Origin of the sequence: Streptomyces sp. NPDC085481 (assembly GCF_044541845.1) — a bacterium.
Lineage (GTDB): Bacteria > Actinomycetota > Actinomycetes > Streptomycetales > Streptomycetaceae > Streptomyces.
Genome location: NZ_JBITTJ010000008.1, coordinates 150,788 through 167,081 on the forward strand (window position 1 = coordinate 150,788; position 16,294 = coordinate 167,081).

Here is a 16,294-nt window from a genome sequence, read left to right on the forward strand (position 1 = left end):
ACCCTCGTGGCGGTCAGGGGGCGGACGCGCGGAGCGAGGCGGTGTGGGAGCGGATCTGTTCCGGGGTGAGGTAGACGTCGGTGTACTCGAAGTCCCGCAGCGTGCCCGACTTCGAGGCGAGGAAGCCGGTGCGGACGAAGTCGTCGCCCGCGACCGCGTTCAGGAGCCAGTTGGTCATCACCCGGGTCTTCGCGACGTTCGTGCGCAGCGCCGCCCAGTGGTAGGCACGGGCCACCGCCTGGGCCGGCATGCCGTGGAGCTCGACGCCCAGCGGCTTCGAGACCCCGTCGAGGCCGCCCAGGTCCACCACCAGGCCCAGGTCCTTGTGCTCGTACGGTCGGGTCTTCTCGCCCCGCAGGGTCGCGACCAGGTTGTCCGCGATCACCTTGCCCTGCCGCATCGCGTGCTGGGCGGTCGGCGGGCAGATCGCGCCCTCCTCGCCCTTGGCCAGGTCAGGCACCGCCGCCGCGTCGCCCAGCGCGTACACACCGGGCAGCCCGGGCACGCTCATGTCCGGCCCGACCACGAGCCGGCCCCGGAAGGTCTCGGCGCCGAGCGTCCCGATCAGCGGGCTGGCCGCGACCCCCGCCGTCCAGATCAGGGTCCGGCTCGGCAGCACCCGGCCGTCGGTGAGCGTGACGTTGTCGTCGTCCACCGAGGCCACCGACACGCCGAGGGAGACCTCGATCCCGCGCCGCCGCAGGATCTCCAGCGCCGCCGCGCCCAGCTTCGGCCCCAGTTCGGGCATCAGCGTGGGCGCGATGTCCACCAGGTGCCATTTGATGAGCTTCGGGTCGAGCCGGTGGTAGCGCTTGACGGCGTTGTGGGTGAGCAGTTGGAGACAGGCCGCCGTCTCCGTCCCCGCGTACCCGCCGCCCACCACCACGAACTGCAGCCGCGCGGCCCGCTCGGCCTCGTCGTGGCTCGCGTCGGCGAGATCGAGCTGGGCGATCACGTGGTCGCGGATGTACGTGGCCTCGGCGAGCGTCTTCATGCCCCGGGCGTGCTCGGCCAGCCCGGGGATGTCGAAGGTGCGGGTGACGCTGCCGGGGGCGAGCACCAGATGGTCGTACGGCTCGGTCTCCACCTCGCCCGTGATGGTGCGCACCACGCAGGCCTTGGCGTCGGTGTCGATGCCGATCGCGCCGCCGGGAATGATCCGCGTCCGGTGCCGCTCGCTGCGCCGCAGGGACAGAGCGACCGACTGCGGGGTCAGCACGCCGGAGGCGACCTGCGGAAGGAGGGGCAGATAGAGCTGGTACGAGAAGGGCGAGAGCAGCGAGATCGCGGCCTCCCGCCGGGTCAGCCGCCGCTCCAGGCGCCGTACGCACGCGACCCCGGCGAAACCGGCGCCCACCACGAGGATTCTCGGTCGAGACACGGCGAAAGCCCGCCTTTCCACGCCTTGTGCTGCTGCTGTACGGGCCTCGGGGCCCTCCCAGCCTGACTATCCGAACCCATCATCCGCAAACCATTCATATCCGGCAAAAGGATGAGAAGGGGGGCGTGGGTGGAGGGGTGTGGCCGGGTCGCCGACCCGCCGCGACCGGGTTAGGTTCGCCGGGGAGTCCTCCGAGCGGACACGGACGGCACGCGAGCGGCAAAGGACGGCACGCGCATGACCACGTACAAGGTCGGCTACTTCGTCGGCAGTCTGTCGGCGAAGTCGATCAACCGGATCCTCTCCCAGGCACTGATCAGGGTCGCGCCGCCCGGCCTGGAGTTCAGCGAGATCCCGATCAGGGACCTGCCGCTCTACAACCACGACTTCGACGCCGACTACCCGCCCGAGGGCCGGGCTCTCAAGGACGCGATCGCCGCCGCCGACGCGATCCTCTTCGTCACCCCCGAGTACAACCGCTCCATCCCCGGCGGTCTGAAGAACGCCATCGACTGGGCCAGCCGCCCCTGGGGCACCAACTCCTTCACGCACAAGCCCTCGGCAGTGATCGGCGCCTCGCCAGGCAAGATCGGCACCGCGGTCGCCCAGCAGAGCCTCCGCTCGGTGCTGAGCTTCTGCAACTCCCCGCAGATGAACGCACCCGAGGCGTACATCCAGTTCACCCCGGGCCTCTTCGGCGAGGACGGCGAGGTCACCGACCCCACCACGCTGCAGTTCCTCAGCGACTTCATGAGCGACTTCAAGGTCTTCATCGAGCGGGTCCTCACGGTCCTGCCCCAGCGCTGAGCCGGGCGGCGCGGGGGCGGGACGGCGTGCGAGGGCTCAGCCGGAGACGCTGGGGGCGCCCGTCTCGATGTGGCCGGTGTAGCGGCGCGACCAGGTGCCGTCCAGGTCGGCCAGGACGGTGAAGTCGTACCAGCCGTCGTTGTACGCCACGGCGTTGAAGTAGTCCTCGCGCGAGGAGCCCGCCGGGACCGTGTACGTCCAGGGGCCGTCCGACCGGTAGGCGTTGGAGCGGATGGTGAAGGTCACCGCCGAGGCGGAGGCGTTGGTCAGCTTGAACCAGATCGCCGTCTTGCCGGTGCCGGGCTCCGTCGCGAACCGCGCCGCGACCTCGACGTCCTTGCCCGCCTTGGAGGCGTCGCCGATGAAGCGGCGCAGGAAGCGGTTGGGACCCATCATCGAGATGTCGTACTTCCCTGAGCCCGAGCCGAGGCCGATGTTGAAGTAGTCCGAGGCGGTCGCGCCCGGCTCGACCGTGTACTGCCAGGCGGCGGTGTCGCGGTGCTGGTGCGGGTGGATCGAGAAGTGCGCGGGCCGGCGGGCCTCGGTGCCCTGGTTGGTCATGGAGAACCAGGCGAGGATCTTGCCGGCGGCACCGAACTCGAAGCGGTCGAGGTTGCCGTTCACCTGGTACGGCAGGGCGCGCGCCGGACGGGTGCCCGGCTCCTGCGGGGGCAGGGCGTTGTCCTGGGGGACCGGGTTGGGCAGCGGGCCGCAGGTCGACTGGCCGATCACCTTGGCGGTGGAGGGCAGGTTCGCCGGCAGGCCGTACACCGGGCGGGCGAAGTCGAAGACCCCGGTCAGGTCGCCGGTGACCCTGCGGCGCCAGGCGCTGATGTTGGGGCAGGTGGCCGGGGTGCCGAGGGCCGCCGTCCAGACCTCCATGAAGCGCAGGACGGACGTGTGGTCGAAGACCTCGGAGCTGACCCAGCCGCCCCGCGTCCACGGGGACATCACGATCATCGGGACCCGGAAACCGAGGCCGATCGGCACCCCGTCGAGGTACTCGCCCGGCGTCCCGGGCGGCGCGACAGGCGGCGGTACGTGGTCGAAGAAGCCGTCGTTCTCGTCGTAGTTGAGGAACATGACGGTCGAGTCGAAGACCTCGGCGTTCGCGGAGAGCGCCCGGTAGACCAGGTCCACGAAGTGCGCGCCGTCGCCGGGCGGGGCGTACGGGTGCTCGGAGAACGCCTCGCTGGCCACCACCCACGAGACCTGCGGCAGCGTGCCGGCGACCACGTCGGCACGGATCGCGGCGGCGATGTCGTCCGGGGTCGAGCCGGTGACCTTGGGCACCGAGCCCATGCCGCGGTCGTACAGCGGGTCGCCGGGCCGGGCGTCGGTGAACTTCTTGAAGTACGCGAGCCCGTTGTCGCCGTAGTTGTCCTGGGCGTTCTGGTAGACCTTCCAGCTCACCCCGGCCCGCTGCAGCGCCTCCGCGTACGTCTCCCAGGTCAGCCCGGACTCGTCGCCGCCGTCCTTGCTGGAGGCGTCGATCTTCCCGCTCCACAGGAAGGTGCGGTTGGGGCCGGTCGCGCTGAGCGTCGAGCAGAAGTAGGCGTCGCAGACGGTGTAGTGGTCGGCGAGCGCGTAGTGGAACGGGATGTCGCCGCGGTCCAGGTGTCCCAGGGTGCGGGTGTTGCCGACGCCGGTGACCCAGTTGTCCATCCGGCCCTTGTTCCAGGCGGCGTGCTGGGAGGTCCAGCTGTGCGGCAGGTCGCCGTTGCACTGGGCCAGGGTCTCGCCGTCGACGCCGCCGGCCGGGGGAGTGGAGCTCAGCTTCCACGGGTACTGGCGGCCGCCCCAGTTGGGCTGGTTGAACATGCCCCAGCCGCCCGGTATGTTCCCCGCGGCCCGGTCGGCGAAGCCCCGCACGCCGCGCAGCCGGCCGAAGTAGTGGTCGAAGCTCCGGTTCTCCTGCATGAGGATCACCACGTGCCTGACGTCGGTGATGGTCCCGGTGGCCCTGGCGGCCGCCGCCGCCGACGCCTGCCCGGCCGGCAATGCCGCCCCCGCGACGAGCCCCGCCCCGATCCCGACGAACCCTCTGCGGCTGATGGGAATCATGCTCCGCCTCTCGCGTCACGGTGTGCCCGGGTGGCACGCCGAGGACAGGATGAGGGAACGGAGCTCAAAGGTATACGGCCGTGCAGTAATCGCTTGGTTAACTTACGGAGGCCGGTGAGGTATCGGGTGGCAGGGCCCGGTGATTGGTCCACGTTCGAACCAATGAGGTACGGGGAGGATGCGGAGGGTCCACCGTCAGTGGCGTGGTCCATCATGGCGACATGACTGACAGCCCCGCCGAGACCGAGGAACCGGTCGCCTCCGGCCGCAACAGCGACACCGACCCCTATCTGTGGCTCGAGGACGTCGAGGGCGAGCGGGCCCTCGACTGGGTGCGGGAGCGGAATGCCGAGACGCGGGCCGAGCTCGCGGACGGGGACGGGTTCGGCGCGCTCGTCGCCGAGCTGCGCGAGGTGCTCGACGCGCCCGACCGGATCCCGTACACCCGGCGGCGCGGTCCGTACCTCTACAACTTCTGGCAGAGCGCCGGGCACACCCGCGGCGTGTGGCGCCGCACCACGCTGGAGCAGTACCGCACCGACGCGCCCGACTGGGACGTACTGCTCGACCTCGACGCGCTCGCCGCCGCCGAGGGGGAGGACTGGACCTGGGCGGGCGCGCAGGTGCTGCGCCCCGACTTCCGGCACGCCCTGGTCAGCCTCGCGCGGGGCGGTGGCGACGCCGTGGTCGTGCGGGAGTACGACCTGGTGGACCGGGCCTTCGTCGCGGACGGCTTCCGGCTGCCCGAGGCGAAGACCGACATCGGCTGGATCGACCGGGACCACGTCTTCGTCGGCACCGACCACGGCCCCGGCTCCATGACCGCCTCCGGCTATCCCCGCACCGTGCGCCGCTGGCGCCGCGGCACCCCACTCGACCAGGCCGAACCCGTCTACGAGGGCGAGGCGTCGGACCTCGCCGTCTCCGCCTGGCACGACCCGACCGAGGGCTTCGAGCGCGACTTCCTCGTACGCCACCGGGACTTCTGGCACCGCGACACCCACCTCCTCACCGAGGACGGCGAGCTGCGCCGGATCGACGTGCCCGACGACGCCGAGAGCTCCGTCCACCGCGAGTGGCTCCTCGTCACCCCCAAGGCGCCCTGGCTCGGACAGCCCGCGGGCACCCTCCTCGCCTTCCGCTTCGACGACTTCCTGGCCGGCAAGCGGGAGCCCGACGTCCTGTTCACCCCCGACGAGCGGACCGCGCTCGCCGGCCACGCCTGGACCCGCAACCACCTCGTCGTGGAGTCCCTCCAGGACGTCGCCAGCCGCATGCACGTCCTCACCCCCGACCCCGCCACCGGCCACTGGGAGCGCGGCGAGCTCGCCGACGTACCGCCGCTGACCTCGGCCGCCCTCACCGACACCGACCCCGACACCGGCGACGAGTACTTCCTCTCCCTCACCGGCCACCTCCAGCCGCCCGCCCTCCACCGCGGCGAGATCGGGCAGCCGGGCGAACGGATCAAGCAGACACCCGAGCGCTTCGACGCGACCGGCCTGACCGCCCGCCAGTACTTCGCCCGGTCCGCCGACGGCACCCGCGTCCCGTACACCGTCGTCGGCGCCGACGACCACCCCGGCCCCACCCTCCTGTACGGATACGGCGGCTTCGAAGTCTCCCTGACCCCCTCCTACGACACCGTCCGCGGCCGCGCCTGGCTCGCCCGCGGCGGTACGTACGTGGTGGCGGGCATCCGCGGCGGCGGCGAGTACGGCCCCCGCTGGCACCGCAGCGCCCTCAAGGCCGACCGGCACCGCGCCTACGAGGACTTCGAGGCGGTCGCCCGGGACCTCGTCACCCGCGGCATCGCCACCCCCGACCGCCTCGGCATCACGGGGGCCAGCAACGGCGGCCTGCTCATGGGGGCGATGCTGGTCCGCAGCCCCGAACTGTTCGGCGCCATCGTGGCCCACGTGCCGCTGCTCGACATGCTGCGCTTCCACAGGCTCCTCGCCGGCGCGAGCTGGATCGCGGAGTACGGCGACCCCGACGACCCGGCCGACCGGCCGCACCTCGCCGAGCTCTCGCCGTACCACCGGCTCGCCGCCGGCCGGCCCTACCCGCCGGTGCTGCTCACCACCTCGACCCGCGACGACCGCGTCCACCCCGGTCACGCCCGCAAGGCCGCCGCCCGGCTGCGCGAGCTCGGCCACCGGGTGCTGCTCCACGAGACCCTGGCGGGCGGTCACGCGGGGGCCACCGACCACGAACAGACCGCCTACAACAGCGCCCTGGAACACACCTTCCTCTGGCGGACCCTCACGCGCTGACCTTCGGGAGGACCGGCGCGAGGGCGGGCACGAGAGCACGAGAACACGACCGCTCGTGCCCAGGCTCACCGGCCCCCGTGGCGGCACCCGTTCCCGCCATGTCCCCGACCCCCTCCGTCTTCCGGCCTCGCCGTCCGTCCCGCGGTCCTCCGATCCCCCCGGACGGACTCCGGACTTCGCGTCCTCGTCTCCTACTGCATGGGGTGCATCGGCTGCATGGGCTGCAGCTGCCCGGGGGCCGGGGCCTGCATCTGCTGCCCTTGCTGCATCTGCTGCTGCATCTGCTGCATGGGCCCACGCGCCGGGGCGATGCCGGCCGACGGCATGTGGATCACACGGCTCAGGTCGCGCAGCACCTCCTCGGCGGTCCGCCGCGCGTCACCGGGTACGTCCCCCTGCTCACGTATCAGCTCGGCGTAGATGGGGGCGGTGCTGTCCGCGTGGTTCATTGCGCTCGCTTCCTCGGCGTTCTTCGGGAGTCGTACGGGGGAGGTACAGGTGGATGCGGCCGGCACCCAAGGCGGCGGCCACAAGATGCCGAGTCTACGGGGGCCCGGCGCCGCCCGGCCCGGGGGCCCGCATCGCGGACCGGGCCGCGGACGTTCCGGGGCCCTGCCTCCCACCCCCTAATTCGCTGGTCAGGGGGCGCCCCCGGGCAGAAGAATGGGCCTCCGTGAAACCGGGAGGGAACCCATGAGCCAGGCGTACCTGACGCTCGACGCCCTGCTGCCGCCCCAGGAGCTGGCCGCAGCCGTCGAAGCCGGACATGTGACCCGCAAGTCGCACCCCGAGCTGCCGCTGTCGATCTACACGTACACGCGGACCTGTCAGTACGAAGGCGTCTGGAACCAGGTCACCACCCGGTGCCGCGGCCTCGTCGCCGACGACCGCACCGGCCGGATCGTCGCCCTGCCGCTGCCCAAGTTCTTCAACGTCTCCGAGCACGAGACCGGCCGCCCCTACGCGCCCGCACTGCCCGACGAGCCGTTCGAGGTGTACGAGAAGGTCGACGGCAGCCTCGGTGTGGTCTTCCACTACGAGGGCCGCTGGCGGGTCGCCTCCAAGGGCTCCTTCATCAGCACCCAGGCCACCTGGGCGCAGCGCCGCCTCGACGTCGCCGACACCTCGGCGCTGGTGCCGGGGGTGACGTACCTCGCGGAGATCGTCTACCCCCAGAACCGGATCGTCGTCGACTACGGCGACCGCCGCGACCTCGTCCTGCTGGCCGCCTTCGGCGCCGACGGCACGGAGATCCCGCTCGACACGGCCGCGGCCGCCTGGTCCGGCATCGGCACCGTCGTCACCGTCCACCCGCCCATGCCGCTCGACGAACTCCTCAAGCTGACGGAGTCGAGCACGCTGCCCGACGGCGCCGCCGCCACCGGCACCGACGCCGAGGGCTTCGTGCTGCGCTTCGCCTCGGGGGTGCGCGCCAAGGCCAAGATCGCCGAGTACGTACGGCTGCACAAGGTCCTCACCGGTGTCACCGAACGCGACATCTGGCGCGGCCACGGCATCCAGCGCTTCGCCGGCACCGCCGCCAAGCGCCTCGCCCAGGGCCTGGGCCTGTCCATGGCCGAACTCGGCGGCATCCGCTCCCAGGGCGGACGCCCGCTGGACGCGCTCCTGGAGCAGGTGCCGGACGAGTTCGACGCCTGGGTGCGCACCGTGATCGCCCGTCTGGAGGACGAGTTCGCCGTACGGGAGCGCGCCATCGACGAGGCGTACGAGCGGCTCGCCCATCTCGCCGACGACCGGGGCGCGTTCGCGCGGGCAGCCAGGCAACTGCCCGACCCGAGCCTGCGCTCCGCCCTGTTCCTGCGCCTCGACGGGCGCCCCACCGACCTCTACGTGTGGCGCTCGCTGCGCCCCGAGACCGCCGACCCCTTCACCAGCGACGAGGAGAACTGACCGTGCCCGTGGTCCATGTGATGACCGGACTGCCGGCCTCCGGCAAGACGACGGCCGCCCGCGCCCTGCAGGAGCAGTCGGAGGGCCGGATGCGCCGCGTCAACCTCGACGACCTGCGCACCATGCTCGACCTGCCGAACGGCGACCGCCGCTCGCACGCCCACGAGCAGACCGTGCTCGGCATCCAGGACGTGGCCGTCCGCGCCGCGGTCGACGACGGCTTCGACGTCGTCGTCGACAACACCCATCTGACCCCGCACATCCCGCGGCGCCTGAAGGCCGCCGTCGCCGGCCGCGAGGCCACCTTCGTCGTGCACGACTTCACCGACGTGCCCGTCGACGAGTGCGTCCGCCGCGACGCCGCCCGCGAGCGGCCCGTAGGCGAGGAGATCATCCGCATCCTCGCCGACAAGCACGCCAAGGCCACCCGCGGGGGCTGGCGGCTCACCGGCGACTGGCTCAACGACCGCCCCGCCGCCACCCCTTACGTCGCCGACCCCGCCCTGCCGTCCGCCGTCCTGTGCGACATCGACGGCACCCTCGCGCTGCGCGGTGACCGCGGACCGTACGATTTCAGCCGTTGTGACCTCGACCTGCTGAACCTGCCGGTCCGCGAGGCCCTGCGCGCCTTCCGCGCCTCCCACCAGGACCGGATCGTGCTGCTCTCCGGCCGCAGCGAGGACCACCGGGCCCTGACCGAGGCCTGGCTGGAGCGGTACGAGGTGCCGTACGACGAACTGTGGATGCGGGCCTCCGGCGACGGCCGCTCCGACGACCTGGTGAAGGCCGAGCTCTTCGACGCGCACGTGCGCCACCGCTACGCGGTCCGCGTGTCGCTCGACGACCGGGACCGGGTGGTGGCGGTGTGGCGCCGGATGGGTCTGCCCACCTGGCAGGTCAACTACGGCAACTTCTGACGCGCGGGCGGCGGGGGCCTCGGCCGAGAGGCTTAGGCCGACTGCGACCCCCGTCGGATGCCGCACCCCGCCCGCCGTCCTAGGGTGTCCGGTGGCCCACCACGGCTTGCGACCGCACGACCGAGGAGTTGTTTCCGCGCATGATCCGCCGCACCGACGAGGTCGAAGACCTCATGCACCGCTTCCCGCACGTCCCCAGGGAGGCGGTGATCAAGGAGGATCTGCTGCGCGGCGGCATCGCCTTCGACGAGTCCGCGCTCACCGACAGCGCCAATGACGCGTCCGGCGAGGTCAAGCCCAAGTCGTACTTCATCTTCTCCTTCGACCACCGCACCCTGCCCGAGCTCGGTGAGGCCGCCCTGCGCCGCCCGCCGGAGGAGATCGTGCTCACGGGCGGCCCGTACGGGCTGCGCCGCACCGTCGTCTCCGTACGCGTCAACCCGGCCTCGCCGTACCGCGTCGCCTCGGGCGAGGACGGGCTGCTCGGGCTCTACCTCGACGGCCGCCGGATCGCCGACGTGGGCCTGCCGCCCATGCCGGAGTACTACCGGCACACGCTCGCCAGCGGGAAGTCCGTGATGGAGGTGGCCCCCACGATCCAGTGGGGCTACCTGATCTATCTCACCGTCTTCCGCGTCTGCCAGTACTTCGGCGCCAAGGAGGAGTGCCAGTACTGCGACATCAACCACAACTGGCGCCAGCACAAGGCCGCCGGACGCCCGTACACCGGCGTCAAGGACGTGGAGGAGGTCCTGGAGGCGCTGGCGATCATCGACAAGTACGACACGACCGGGGCCTCGACCGCGTACACCCTCACCGGCGGCGCGGTCACCTCGCAGGTCGGCGGCAAGGACGAGGCGGACTTCTACGGCCAGTACGCCCAGGCCATCGAGGACCGCTTCCCCGGCCGCTGGATCGGCAAGGTCGTCGCCCAGGCCCTGCCCAAGGCCGACGTGCAGCGCTTCAAGGACTACGGCATCCAGATCTACCACCCCAACTACGAGGTGTGGGACCGCCGGCTGTTCGAGCTGTACTGCCCCGGCAAGGAGCGCTACGTCGGCCGCGACGAGTGGCACCGCCGGATCCTGGACTCCGCGGAGGTCTTCGGCCCGCGCAACGTCATCCCCAACTTCGTGGCGGGCGTGGAGATGGCCGAGCCCTTCGGCTTCACGACGGTCGACGAGGCGATCGCCTCGACCACGGAGGGCCTGGAGTACTTCATGTCCCGCGGCATCACGCCCCGCTTCACCACCTGGTGCCCCGAGCCCACCACCCCGCTGGGCAAGGCCAACCCGGAGGGCGCGCCGCTGGAGTACCACATCCGCCTGCTCGAGGCCTACCGCGCGACGATGGAGTCCCACGGCCTGAGCTCACCCCCCGGATACGGCCCGCCCGGTCCCGGCCGCGCGGTCTTCTCGGTGAGCTCCTTCATGGACAGCCTGCCGGGCGACTCCCCGGCCGGCCTTCCGGCCGATGGGGAGCCCGCCGCATAGCCCGTACGCATCAGGCGCCCAGGCCCTATTCTGGGCGCCGGAACGGCAGTTCGGGACGGATCGAGGGGGACTCGTTGGATCCGATCACTGTGGCGGGCCTGGCCGGCACCGCAGTCGTCGGCGCGATGGCCACGGACGCCTGGCAGCAGGCGAGGGAGGGCGTCGTCGCCCTCTGGCGGCGCGTACACCCCGAGCGGGCCGGGGACGTCGAGGAGGACCTGACGCGACTGCACACGCTCGTCGGCGACGGGCGGGGCGGTGCCGACGTCGGCGAGGCGATGGTCGGGCTCTGGCAGACCCGCCTGCGTGACCTGCTGCTCGCCGACGCGGCCCTCACCGCCGAACTCACGGCCCGGCTGGCCCGGCTGACCGACGAGCTCGCGCTACCCAACGCCACGTCGAACGGCCAGGTCATCGGCTCCCAGCACATGGAGGCGCACGCCACCGATGGAGGCCGGGTCTACCAGGCCGGGGGCGACATCAACATCACCGAGCACTGACCGGTCGGCCGTGTCACCGGAACCCGCCCGCGAGCCGTCGCCCGCGCCGGACTCCGCCCCCGCAGCACCCTCGCAGGCACTCCGTATGGAGGCCGTGGCGTCGGACGGCGGACGCGTCTACCAGGCGGCACGCGACCTCCATCTGTCCGAGGTCCACCACCACACGGGCCCGGCCGGCCCCCTGGCCGTAGTCGAACCCGTCCTGCCCGCGGGCGAGGCGGTGGAAGACGTCTTCGTGGGCCGCGACGAGGAGTCACGGGACGTCCTCGCCATCCTCGATCCGGCCCACGGCGCCACCGGCATGGTCGTCGTCTCCTCCGTCGCCGGACTCGCCGGCATCGGCAAGACGGCCCTCGCCCGGTCCTGCGCGGCCGAGGCCGTGGCACGCGGCTGGTACCCGGGCGGCGCGGTCTTCGTCGACCTCAACGGCTACGCGCCGGACCCCGCCGACCAGGTCATGCCCCAGCACGTCTTCGCGCCCATGCTCCACGCGCTCGGCGGGCAGGGCCCGTCGGCCGCCGACCCGCGGGGGCAGGCGGCCCAGTTCCACCGGCTGCTCGCCGAACGCGCCGCCGAGGGCCGGCCGGTGCTGCTCGTCCTCGACAACGCCTCCACCACCGCCCAGGTGGCCGACCTCCTGCCGCGCTCCCGGGCGCACCGGGCGCTCGTCACCTCCCGGCACACTCTCACCGCCCGCGGCTCCCGCACCCTCGTCCTCGGCAGCCTCGCCCCGGCCGACGCCCGTTCGCTCGTCGAGGAGCAGCTGAGCCTGCTCGTCCCCGACGACACCCGCGTCCGCGACGACCCCGACGGCACGGCACGCCTGAGCGCGCTCTGCGGGCACCTGCCGCTGGCCCTGCACATCGCCACGGCCCTGCTGGCCCGCGACCCCGACCGCACCCCTGGCGCGCTCGCCGGCGAGCTGGCCGGCGCGCACAGCAGGCTCGACGTCCTGGACGACGGGGAGCGAGCGGTCCGGGCCGCCTTCGACCTCTCGTACCGTCGCCTGACGCCCGAACAGGCCCGCGTCTTCCGGCTGCTGCCCCTCAACCCCGGGCCTCACTTCAGCGCCGAGACCGCCGCCCGGCTGGCCGGCGGATCCGAGACCGTGGTCGGCCGGCTGATCCGCGAACTCGCCCGCGCCCACGTCATCGAGCGGGCGGGGGACGGGCTGTGGCGCCAGCACGACCTCATCCGGGCCTACGCCATCGAACTCCTCGGCCAGGAGGGCGACGACCAGGACGAGGCGTCGAACCGCCTTCTGAACCACTACATCGACCTGGCCGCCGCCGCGATACGGACCTTGCGTCACGGCAGCGACGAGCCGACCCCGCGGTTCGCCGACGCGGAACTCGCCCTGGCCTGGTTCGACCGTGAGCACCCCAACCTCCAGGCGGCGATCTCCATGGCCGCGACCTTCGGCGACAGCGACGGCGCCCTGCGCCTCCAGGAGGGCCTGGTCGCCCTCTATGCCCACCGCGGCCAGACGACCGAGTGGGAGGCGGCCGCCAGGACCGCGGTGCGCTTCGCCACCGAGGCGGGCGACCACGCGGGCCGAACCTGGGCCCTGGACAACCTGGCGCTGGCGCTGGACGCGGCGGGGCGCCGGGAGGAGGCGGCCGAGACGGCCGAGACGATGCTGCGCTTCCAGCGGGTCGTCGTCGAGGAGGCGTGGGACGCGGCGTCGTCCTACGACGTCGGCGAATCCCTGTGGCTGGCGCTCGACGCGGTGATCGAGGCCGACCGCCTGCTCGGGGACCACGACGGCCGGCTCGTGTACGAGCTGTGCGTCGAGATCGCGCGGGCGACCGCCGAGTTCGGCCTCGCCGTGGCGTACCGGGACCTGGGCGTGCGCGCGCTGCGCATGGCCGCCGAGACGGCCGGACGGACCGGTCCGCCCCTTGCGGAGGCCCTGGCCTGGGCCCGCCTGGCCCTGGAGCAGTCCCGGATCGGCCAGATGACCGGGTTCGCCGCCCGGCGCGCGGTGGAGGCCATGCCCGAGAGGGTGGGGGAGGACGAGACCGGATCCTGGCGGGAGGTGTGCGAACTTCTCGACCAGCTGTCCCAGAAGCTGCCGGCCGTGGCCCTCGACCTCGCCGTCACTGCCTACCACCGGATCGGCGACCGCGCCGCGGAGGCGCGGCTCCTGACCCGCCTCGCGCACGGGCACTTCGAGACCGGCGCCTACGAGGCGGCCGTCTCCGCTCATCGACGGGCACTGTCGATTCTCGAGGAACTCGACGACGTCCCCGGCCAGGGCGCGGCCCTCGCCGGTCTGGCGCACGCCTTGCTCCTCCTACACCGATACCAGGAGGCCGCCGGGACCGCCGAGCAGGCTGTCGCCCTGCTCACCGAGGAGCAGCAGGCGGGCGAGGCGGGGCGGGCGCTGAGTACCCTCGCCAACGCCCACTACCGGTCGGGGTATCCGGTGAAGGCCGTGGCCGCCGCCCGGCGCGCGCAGACCCTGTGCCGCGCCGCGGACGACCAGCCGGGCCGGGTCGCCGCCCTCCTCGTCCTGGGCCTCGGCCTGCGCGCCCTGCGCCATGCGGAGGAGGCGGCGGAGACGTGGACGAAGGCCCTGGAGCTCGCCCGGGGCACCGGCGACCCGTTCTTCTTCCACTGGACGGAGGCGATCCTGAGGGACGAGGGCTTTCCCGCCGAGTGAGATCCGACAGGGCGGTGCGACTTCTCTCAGGGCGCTCCCGGCCGCCGCACCTCCACAGGGTCGGGGCGGGTTCCCGTTCGCCTGGCCGTCCGGCACGCCCGATGGTCACGGCCACGTCGGGGGGCATGTCAGGATCGAGGGATGACAGAGAAGATCATCGCGGCGTGCGACGGCGCCTCCAAGGGCAACCCCGGCCCGGCCGCCTGGGCCTGGGTCATCGGGAACGGGGACGGCGAGATCGCCCACTGGGAGGCCGGTCCGCTCGGCACGGCGACCAACAACGTCGCCGAACTCACCGCGCTGCAAAGGCTCCTCGAGCACCTCGACCCCGCCGTTCCCGCCGAGGTGCGGATGGACTCGCAGTACGCGATGAAGGCGGTCACGACCTGGCTGCCCGGCTGGCGCCGCAAGGGCTGGAAGACCTCGGCCGGCACCCCCGTGGCCAACAAGGATCTGGTCGTACGCATCGACGAGCTGCTCGCCGACCGGCGGGTCGAGTTCGTGTACACCCCCGCGCACCAGGTCGACGGCGATCCCCTCAACGACGCGGCCGACCGCGCCGCCAGCCACTCCGCCCGCACCCAGGAACCGGCCGGGTCGGCCGCGGGCTCGCCCCTGCCGCCGCCCGAGCCCGGCTCCACCCGCCCCGCGGCCGCCAAGCGCGCCTCCAGGACGGCGGGCGCCCGGCGGCCCAGGAGCGGGGCCTCGTCGGCCCCCACGCTCAAGGCCCGGTTCCCCGGTCGTTGCCGCTGCGGCAAGCCGTACGGCAAGGGCGAGACGATCACCAGGAATCCCGACGGCTGGGGCCATCCGACCTGCGCGGAAGCGGTCTCCTAGGGGGTCACGGGAGGCCCGTTGGGGCCATGTGGGGGATCGGGGTAAACCGGACATTCACCCAGGTGTGTACCCGGGTTCGTGTGGGGTTCTGTTCTCGGAGCGCTCGGGACTGCATACTGTCCTCCTCGCACCGGTGACGAACCGTTTCACCTGCCCTTTTTGCCCATGCGGCGAAGTGGTCGGCATCCGGCGCGAACCTCACCCCGTCATCCTCGCCGTGATCCGGCGCGGGATGTCCCCTGCCCGTGAAAGACCCGAGGTTCCGTGCCAGTACCTGTAGTCCTTGCCGGGCGCACCGTGCGCCTGGAGCCGTTGGCCATGCGCCACGCCGAGGGTCTCGCCTGGGCGGGCGCACTGGATCGTGCGGCCTATGCCTACACCGCCGTGCCCCACGGCCTTGATGCCTCCTGCGACTACATCGCCCGTGCCCTCGCCGACCAGGCGGCGGGCAGGGCGTTGCCCTTCGCCATCGTCAATCCGCTGAACGGCCGGGTCCTCGGATCCACCCGTTTCCTCGAACTCGACTACTGGCGTGGGCCGCTCGTGTGGCCGCCGACCACCGGCATCCCCCACGGCGACCCGCTCACCGCCATCCCCGACGCGGCCGAGATCGGCAATACCTGGATCTCCACCGAGGCGCGCGGTACAGGGGTCAACACCGAGGCCAAGTACCTCATGCTGCGCCACGCGTTCGAGGCCTGGGGCGTCCGCCGGATCTCGATGCGGGCCGACGCCCGCAACAGCCGCTCGCGGGCCGCGATCGAACGCCTCGGCGCCACCTGTGAGGGGGTGCGCCGGGCCCACTCGCGCGGCCTGGACGGAGTGGTCCGCGACACCGCGTTCTACTCCGTTCTGGACGAGGAGTGGCCGGCCGTCCGCGGCATCATCGAGCTCCGTCTGCCGGGCCTGCGCCCGCAGGCCGGGCTCGAACGGTCGGCCTACCCCCGCGACACCCGCGAGCACGGCGGAGCGGGCGAACTGCTGCCCGCCTAGTGCGGGGCCTGCGGGCCCGCGGGCCCCGGTCGAGCCGTGGCTTCGCGGCTCTGCGGCTCACACCGGCAGCCGCCCCGGCATCCCCGGGTGCGGCGCCGGTGGCCCCGGCGGCGTCGGCAGGAGTACGTCGTCGAGGCCGGCCAGCCGGACCAGGCGCAGGGTCATCGGTTGATCGCACACCAGCCGCCACGTCGCGCCCCGCTCCCGGACGCGCTGGGCACAGCGCACCAGAAGCCCGAGCCCCGACGCGTCGCAGAACGTGACGTGGCTCAGGTCGACCGTGAGGGCCGTCGCCTCGCGGGCCAGGACGTCGAGTTCGGGCCGCACGCGCTGGACCAGGACCAGGTCGAGCTCGCCGTACAGCTCGACCGTGGTCAGGCCCTGGCTCGACCGGACGGCGAGGTGCGGTTCGCGGCGTCGGATCAGGTGCATGGACACGCTCCAGTGGAT

Annotated in this window: 13 protein-coding genes; 9 read left to right on the forward strand and 4 right to left on the reverse strand. The window is 72.5% G+C overall.

All coding sequences use genetic code 11. The annotated features are described in order from the left end of the window. Window positions 1-13: 13 nt before the first annotated feature. The gene (locus ACIGEZ_RS18985; protein WP_399832434.1) at window positions 14-1,381 is read right to left on the reverse strand and encodes an NAD(P)/FAD-dependent oxidoreductase; all 1,368 of its coding nucleotides are present in this window, start codon (window positions 1,379-1,381) and stop codon (window positions 14-16) included. A 237-nt stretch (window positions 1,382-1,618) separates the two neighbouring features. On the opposite strand from ACIGEZ_RS18985, the gene ACIGEZ_RS18990 reads away from it, so the two are divergent. After that, entirely contained in the window at window positions 1,619-2,188 is a 570-nt protein-coding gene (locus ACIGEZ_RS18990) for an NADPH-dependent FMN reductase (RefSeq protein ID WP_399832436.1), read from the forward strand. A 36-nt stretch (window positions 2,189-2,224) separates the two neighbouring features. Here the strand turns inward: ACIGEZ_RS18990 and ACIGEZ_RS18995 are convergent, their stop codons facing one another. Continuing rightward, window positions 2,225-4,252, reverse strand: a complete 2,028-nt coding sequence (locus ACIGEZ_RS18995) for a phosphocholine-specific phospholipase C (protein WP_399832438.1) — start codon at window positions 4,250-4,252, stop codon at window positions 2,225-2,227. 221 nt (window positions 4,253-4,473) lie between these two features. Between ACIGEZ_RS18995 and ACIGEZ_RS19000 the strand changes: the two genes are divergently transcribed. After that, complete coding sequence (locus ACIGEZ_RS19000) at window positions 4,474-6,528, forward strand: prolyl oligopeptidase family protein (protein WP_399832440.1); 2,055 nt, start codon at window positions 4,474-4,476, stop codon at window positions 6,526-6,528. Between the two features lie 191 nt (window positions 6,529-6,719). Here the strand turns inward: ACIGEZ_RS19000 and ACIGEZ_RS19005 are convergent, their stop codons facing one another. After that, window positions 6,720-6,977 (reverse strand): hypothetical protein, encoded by a 258-nt coding sequence (locus ACIGEZ_RS19005; RefSeq protein WP_399832442.1) that lies wholly within the window; start codon window positions 6,975-6,977, stop codon window positions 6,720-6,722. A 244-nt stretch (window positions 6,978-7,221) separates the two neighbouring features. On the opposite strand from ACIGEZ_RS19005, the gene ACIGEZ_RS19010 reads away from it, so the two are divergent. The 7 genes from ACIGEZ_RS19010 (at window position 7,222) to ACIGEZ_RS19040 (ending at window position 15,844) form a co-directional block, all read left to right on the forward strand. Beyond that, entirely contained in the window at window positions 7,222-8,439 is a 1,218-nt protein-coding gene (locus ACIGEZ_RS19010; protein ID WP_399832444.1) for a T4 RnlA family RNA ligase, read from the forward strand. A 2-nt stretch (window positions 8,440-8,441) separates the two neighbouring features. After that, on the forward strand, window positions 8,442-9,356 hold the full coding sequence (locus tag ACIGEZ_RS19015) for an AAA family ATPase (protein WP_399832446.1): 915 nt from the start codon (window positions 8,442-8,444) through the stop codon (window positions 9,354-9,356). A 140-nt stretch (window positions 9,357-9,496) separates the two neighbouring features. Beyond that, a complete protein-coding gene (locus ACIGEZ_RS19020) occupies window positions 9,497-10,849 on the forward strand; it encodes a radical SAM protein (protein ID WP_399832448.1) in 1,353 nt (450 codons plus the stop codon). Window positions 10,850-10,923: 74 nt separating this feature from the next. Then, window positions 10,924-11,349 (forward strand): hypothetical protein, encoded by a 426-nt coding sequence (locus tag ACIGEZ_RS19025; RefSeq protein ID WP_399832450.1) that lies wholly within the window; start codon window positions 10,924-10,926, stop codon window positions 11,347-11,349. Between the two features lie 10 nt (window positions 11,350-11,359). Next, window positions 11,360-14,014, forward strand: coding sequence for an ATP-binding protein (locus tag ACIGEZ_RS19030; protein WP_399832452.1), 2,655 nt, complete (start codon window positions 11,360-11,362; stop codon window positions 14,012-14,014). 141 nt (window positions 14,015-14,155) lie between these two features. Continuing rightward, entirely contained in the window at window positions 14,156-14,851 is a 696-nt protein-coding gene (locus ACIGEZ_RS19035; protein ID WP_399832454.1) for a ribonuclease H, read from the forward strand. Between the two features lie 264 nt (window positions 14,852-15,115). After that, window positions 15,116-15,844: a GNAT family N-acetyltransferase gene (locus tag ACIGEZ_RS19040; RefSeq protein ID WP_399832456.1), complete on the forward strand. Its 729-nt coding sequence runs from the start codon at window positions 15,116-15,118 to the stop codon at window positions 15,842-15,844. 57 nt (window positions 15,845-15,901) lie between these two features. Here ACIGEZ_RS19040 and ACIGEZ_RS19045 read toward each other — a convergent pair whose 3' ends face one another. Further along, on the reverse strand, window positions 15,902-16,276 hold the full coding sequence (locus ACIGEZ_RS19045; RefSeq protein ID WP_399832458.1) for an STAS domain-containing protein: 375 nt from the start codon (window positions 16,274-16,276) through the stop codon (window positions 15,902-15,904). Between the last annotated feature and the right edge of the window lie 18 nt (window positions 16,277-16,294).

Excerpts from the sequence above, each read along its gene's own strand:
- ACIGEZ_RS18995 (WP_399832438.1), bottom strand. The coding sequence starts at position 4,252 with ATGATTCCCATCAGCCGCAGAGGGTTCGTCGGGATCGGGGCGGGGCTC.
- ACIGEZ_RS19000 (WP_399832440.1), top strand. The coding sequence starts at position 4,474 with ATGACTGACAGCCCCGCCGAGACCGAGGAACCGGTCGCCTCCGGCCGC.
- ACIGEZ_RS19010 (WP_399832444.1), top strand. The coding sequence starts at position 7,222 with ATGAGCCAGGCGTACCTGACGCTCGACGCCCTGCTGCCGCCCCAGGAG.
- ACIGEZ_RS19035 (WP_399832454.1), top strand. The coding sequence starts at position 14,156 with ATGACAGAGAAGATCATCGCGGCGTGCGACGGCGCCTCCAAGGGCAAC.
- ACIGEZ_RS18990 (WP_399832436.1), top strand. The coding sequence starts at position 1,619 with ATGACCACGTACAAGGTCGGCTACTTCGTCGGCAGTCTGTCGGCGAAG.
- ACIGEZ_RS19005 (WP_399832442.1), bottom strand. The coding sequence starts at position 6,977 with ATGAACCACGCGGACAGCACCGCCCCCATCTACGCCGAGCTGATACGT.
- ACIGEZ_RS19020 (WP_399832448.1), top strand. The coding sequence starts at position 9,497 with ATGATCCGCCGCACCGACGAGGTCGAAGACCTCATGCACCGCTTCCCG.
- ACIGEZ_RS19045 (WP_399832458.1), bottom strand. The coding sequence starts at position 16,276 with ATGCACCTGATCCGACGCCGCGAACCGCACCTCGCCGTCCGGTCGAGC.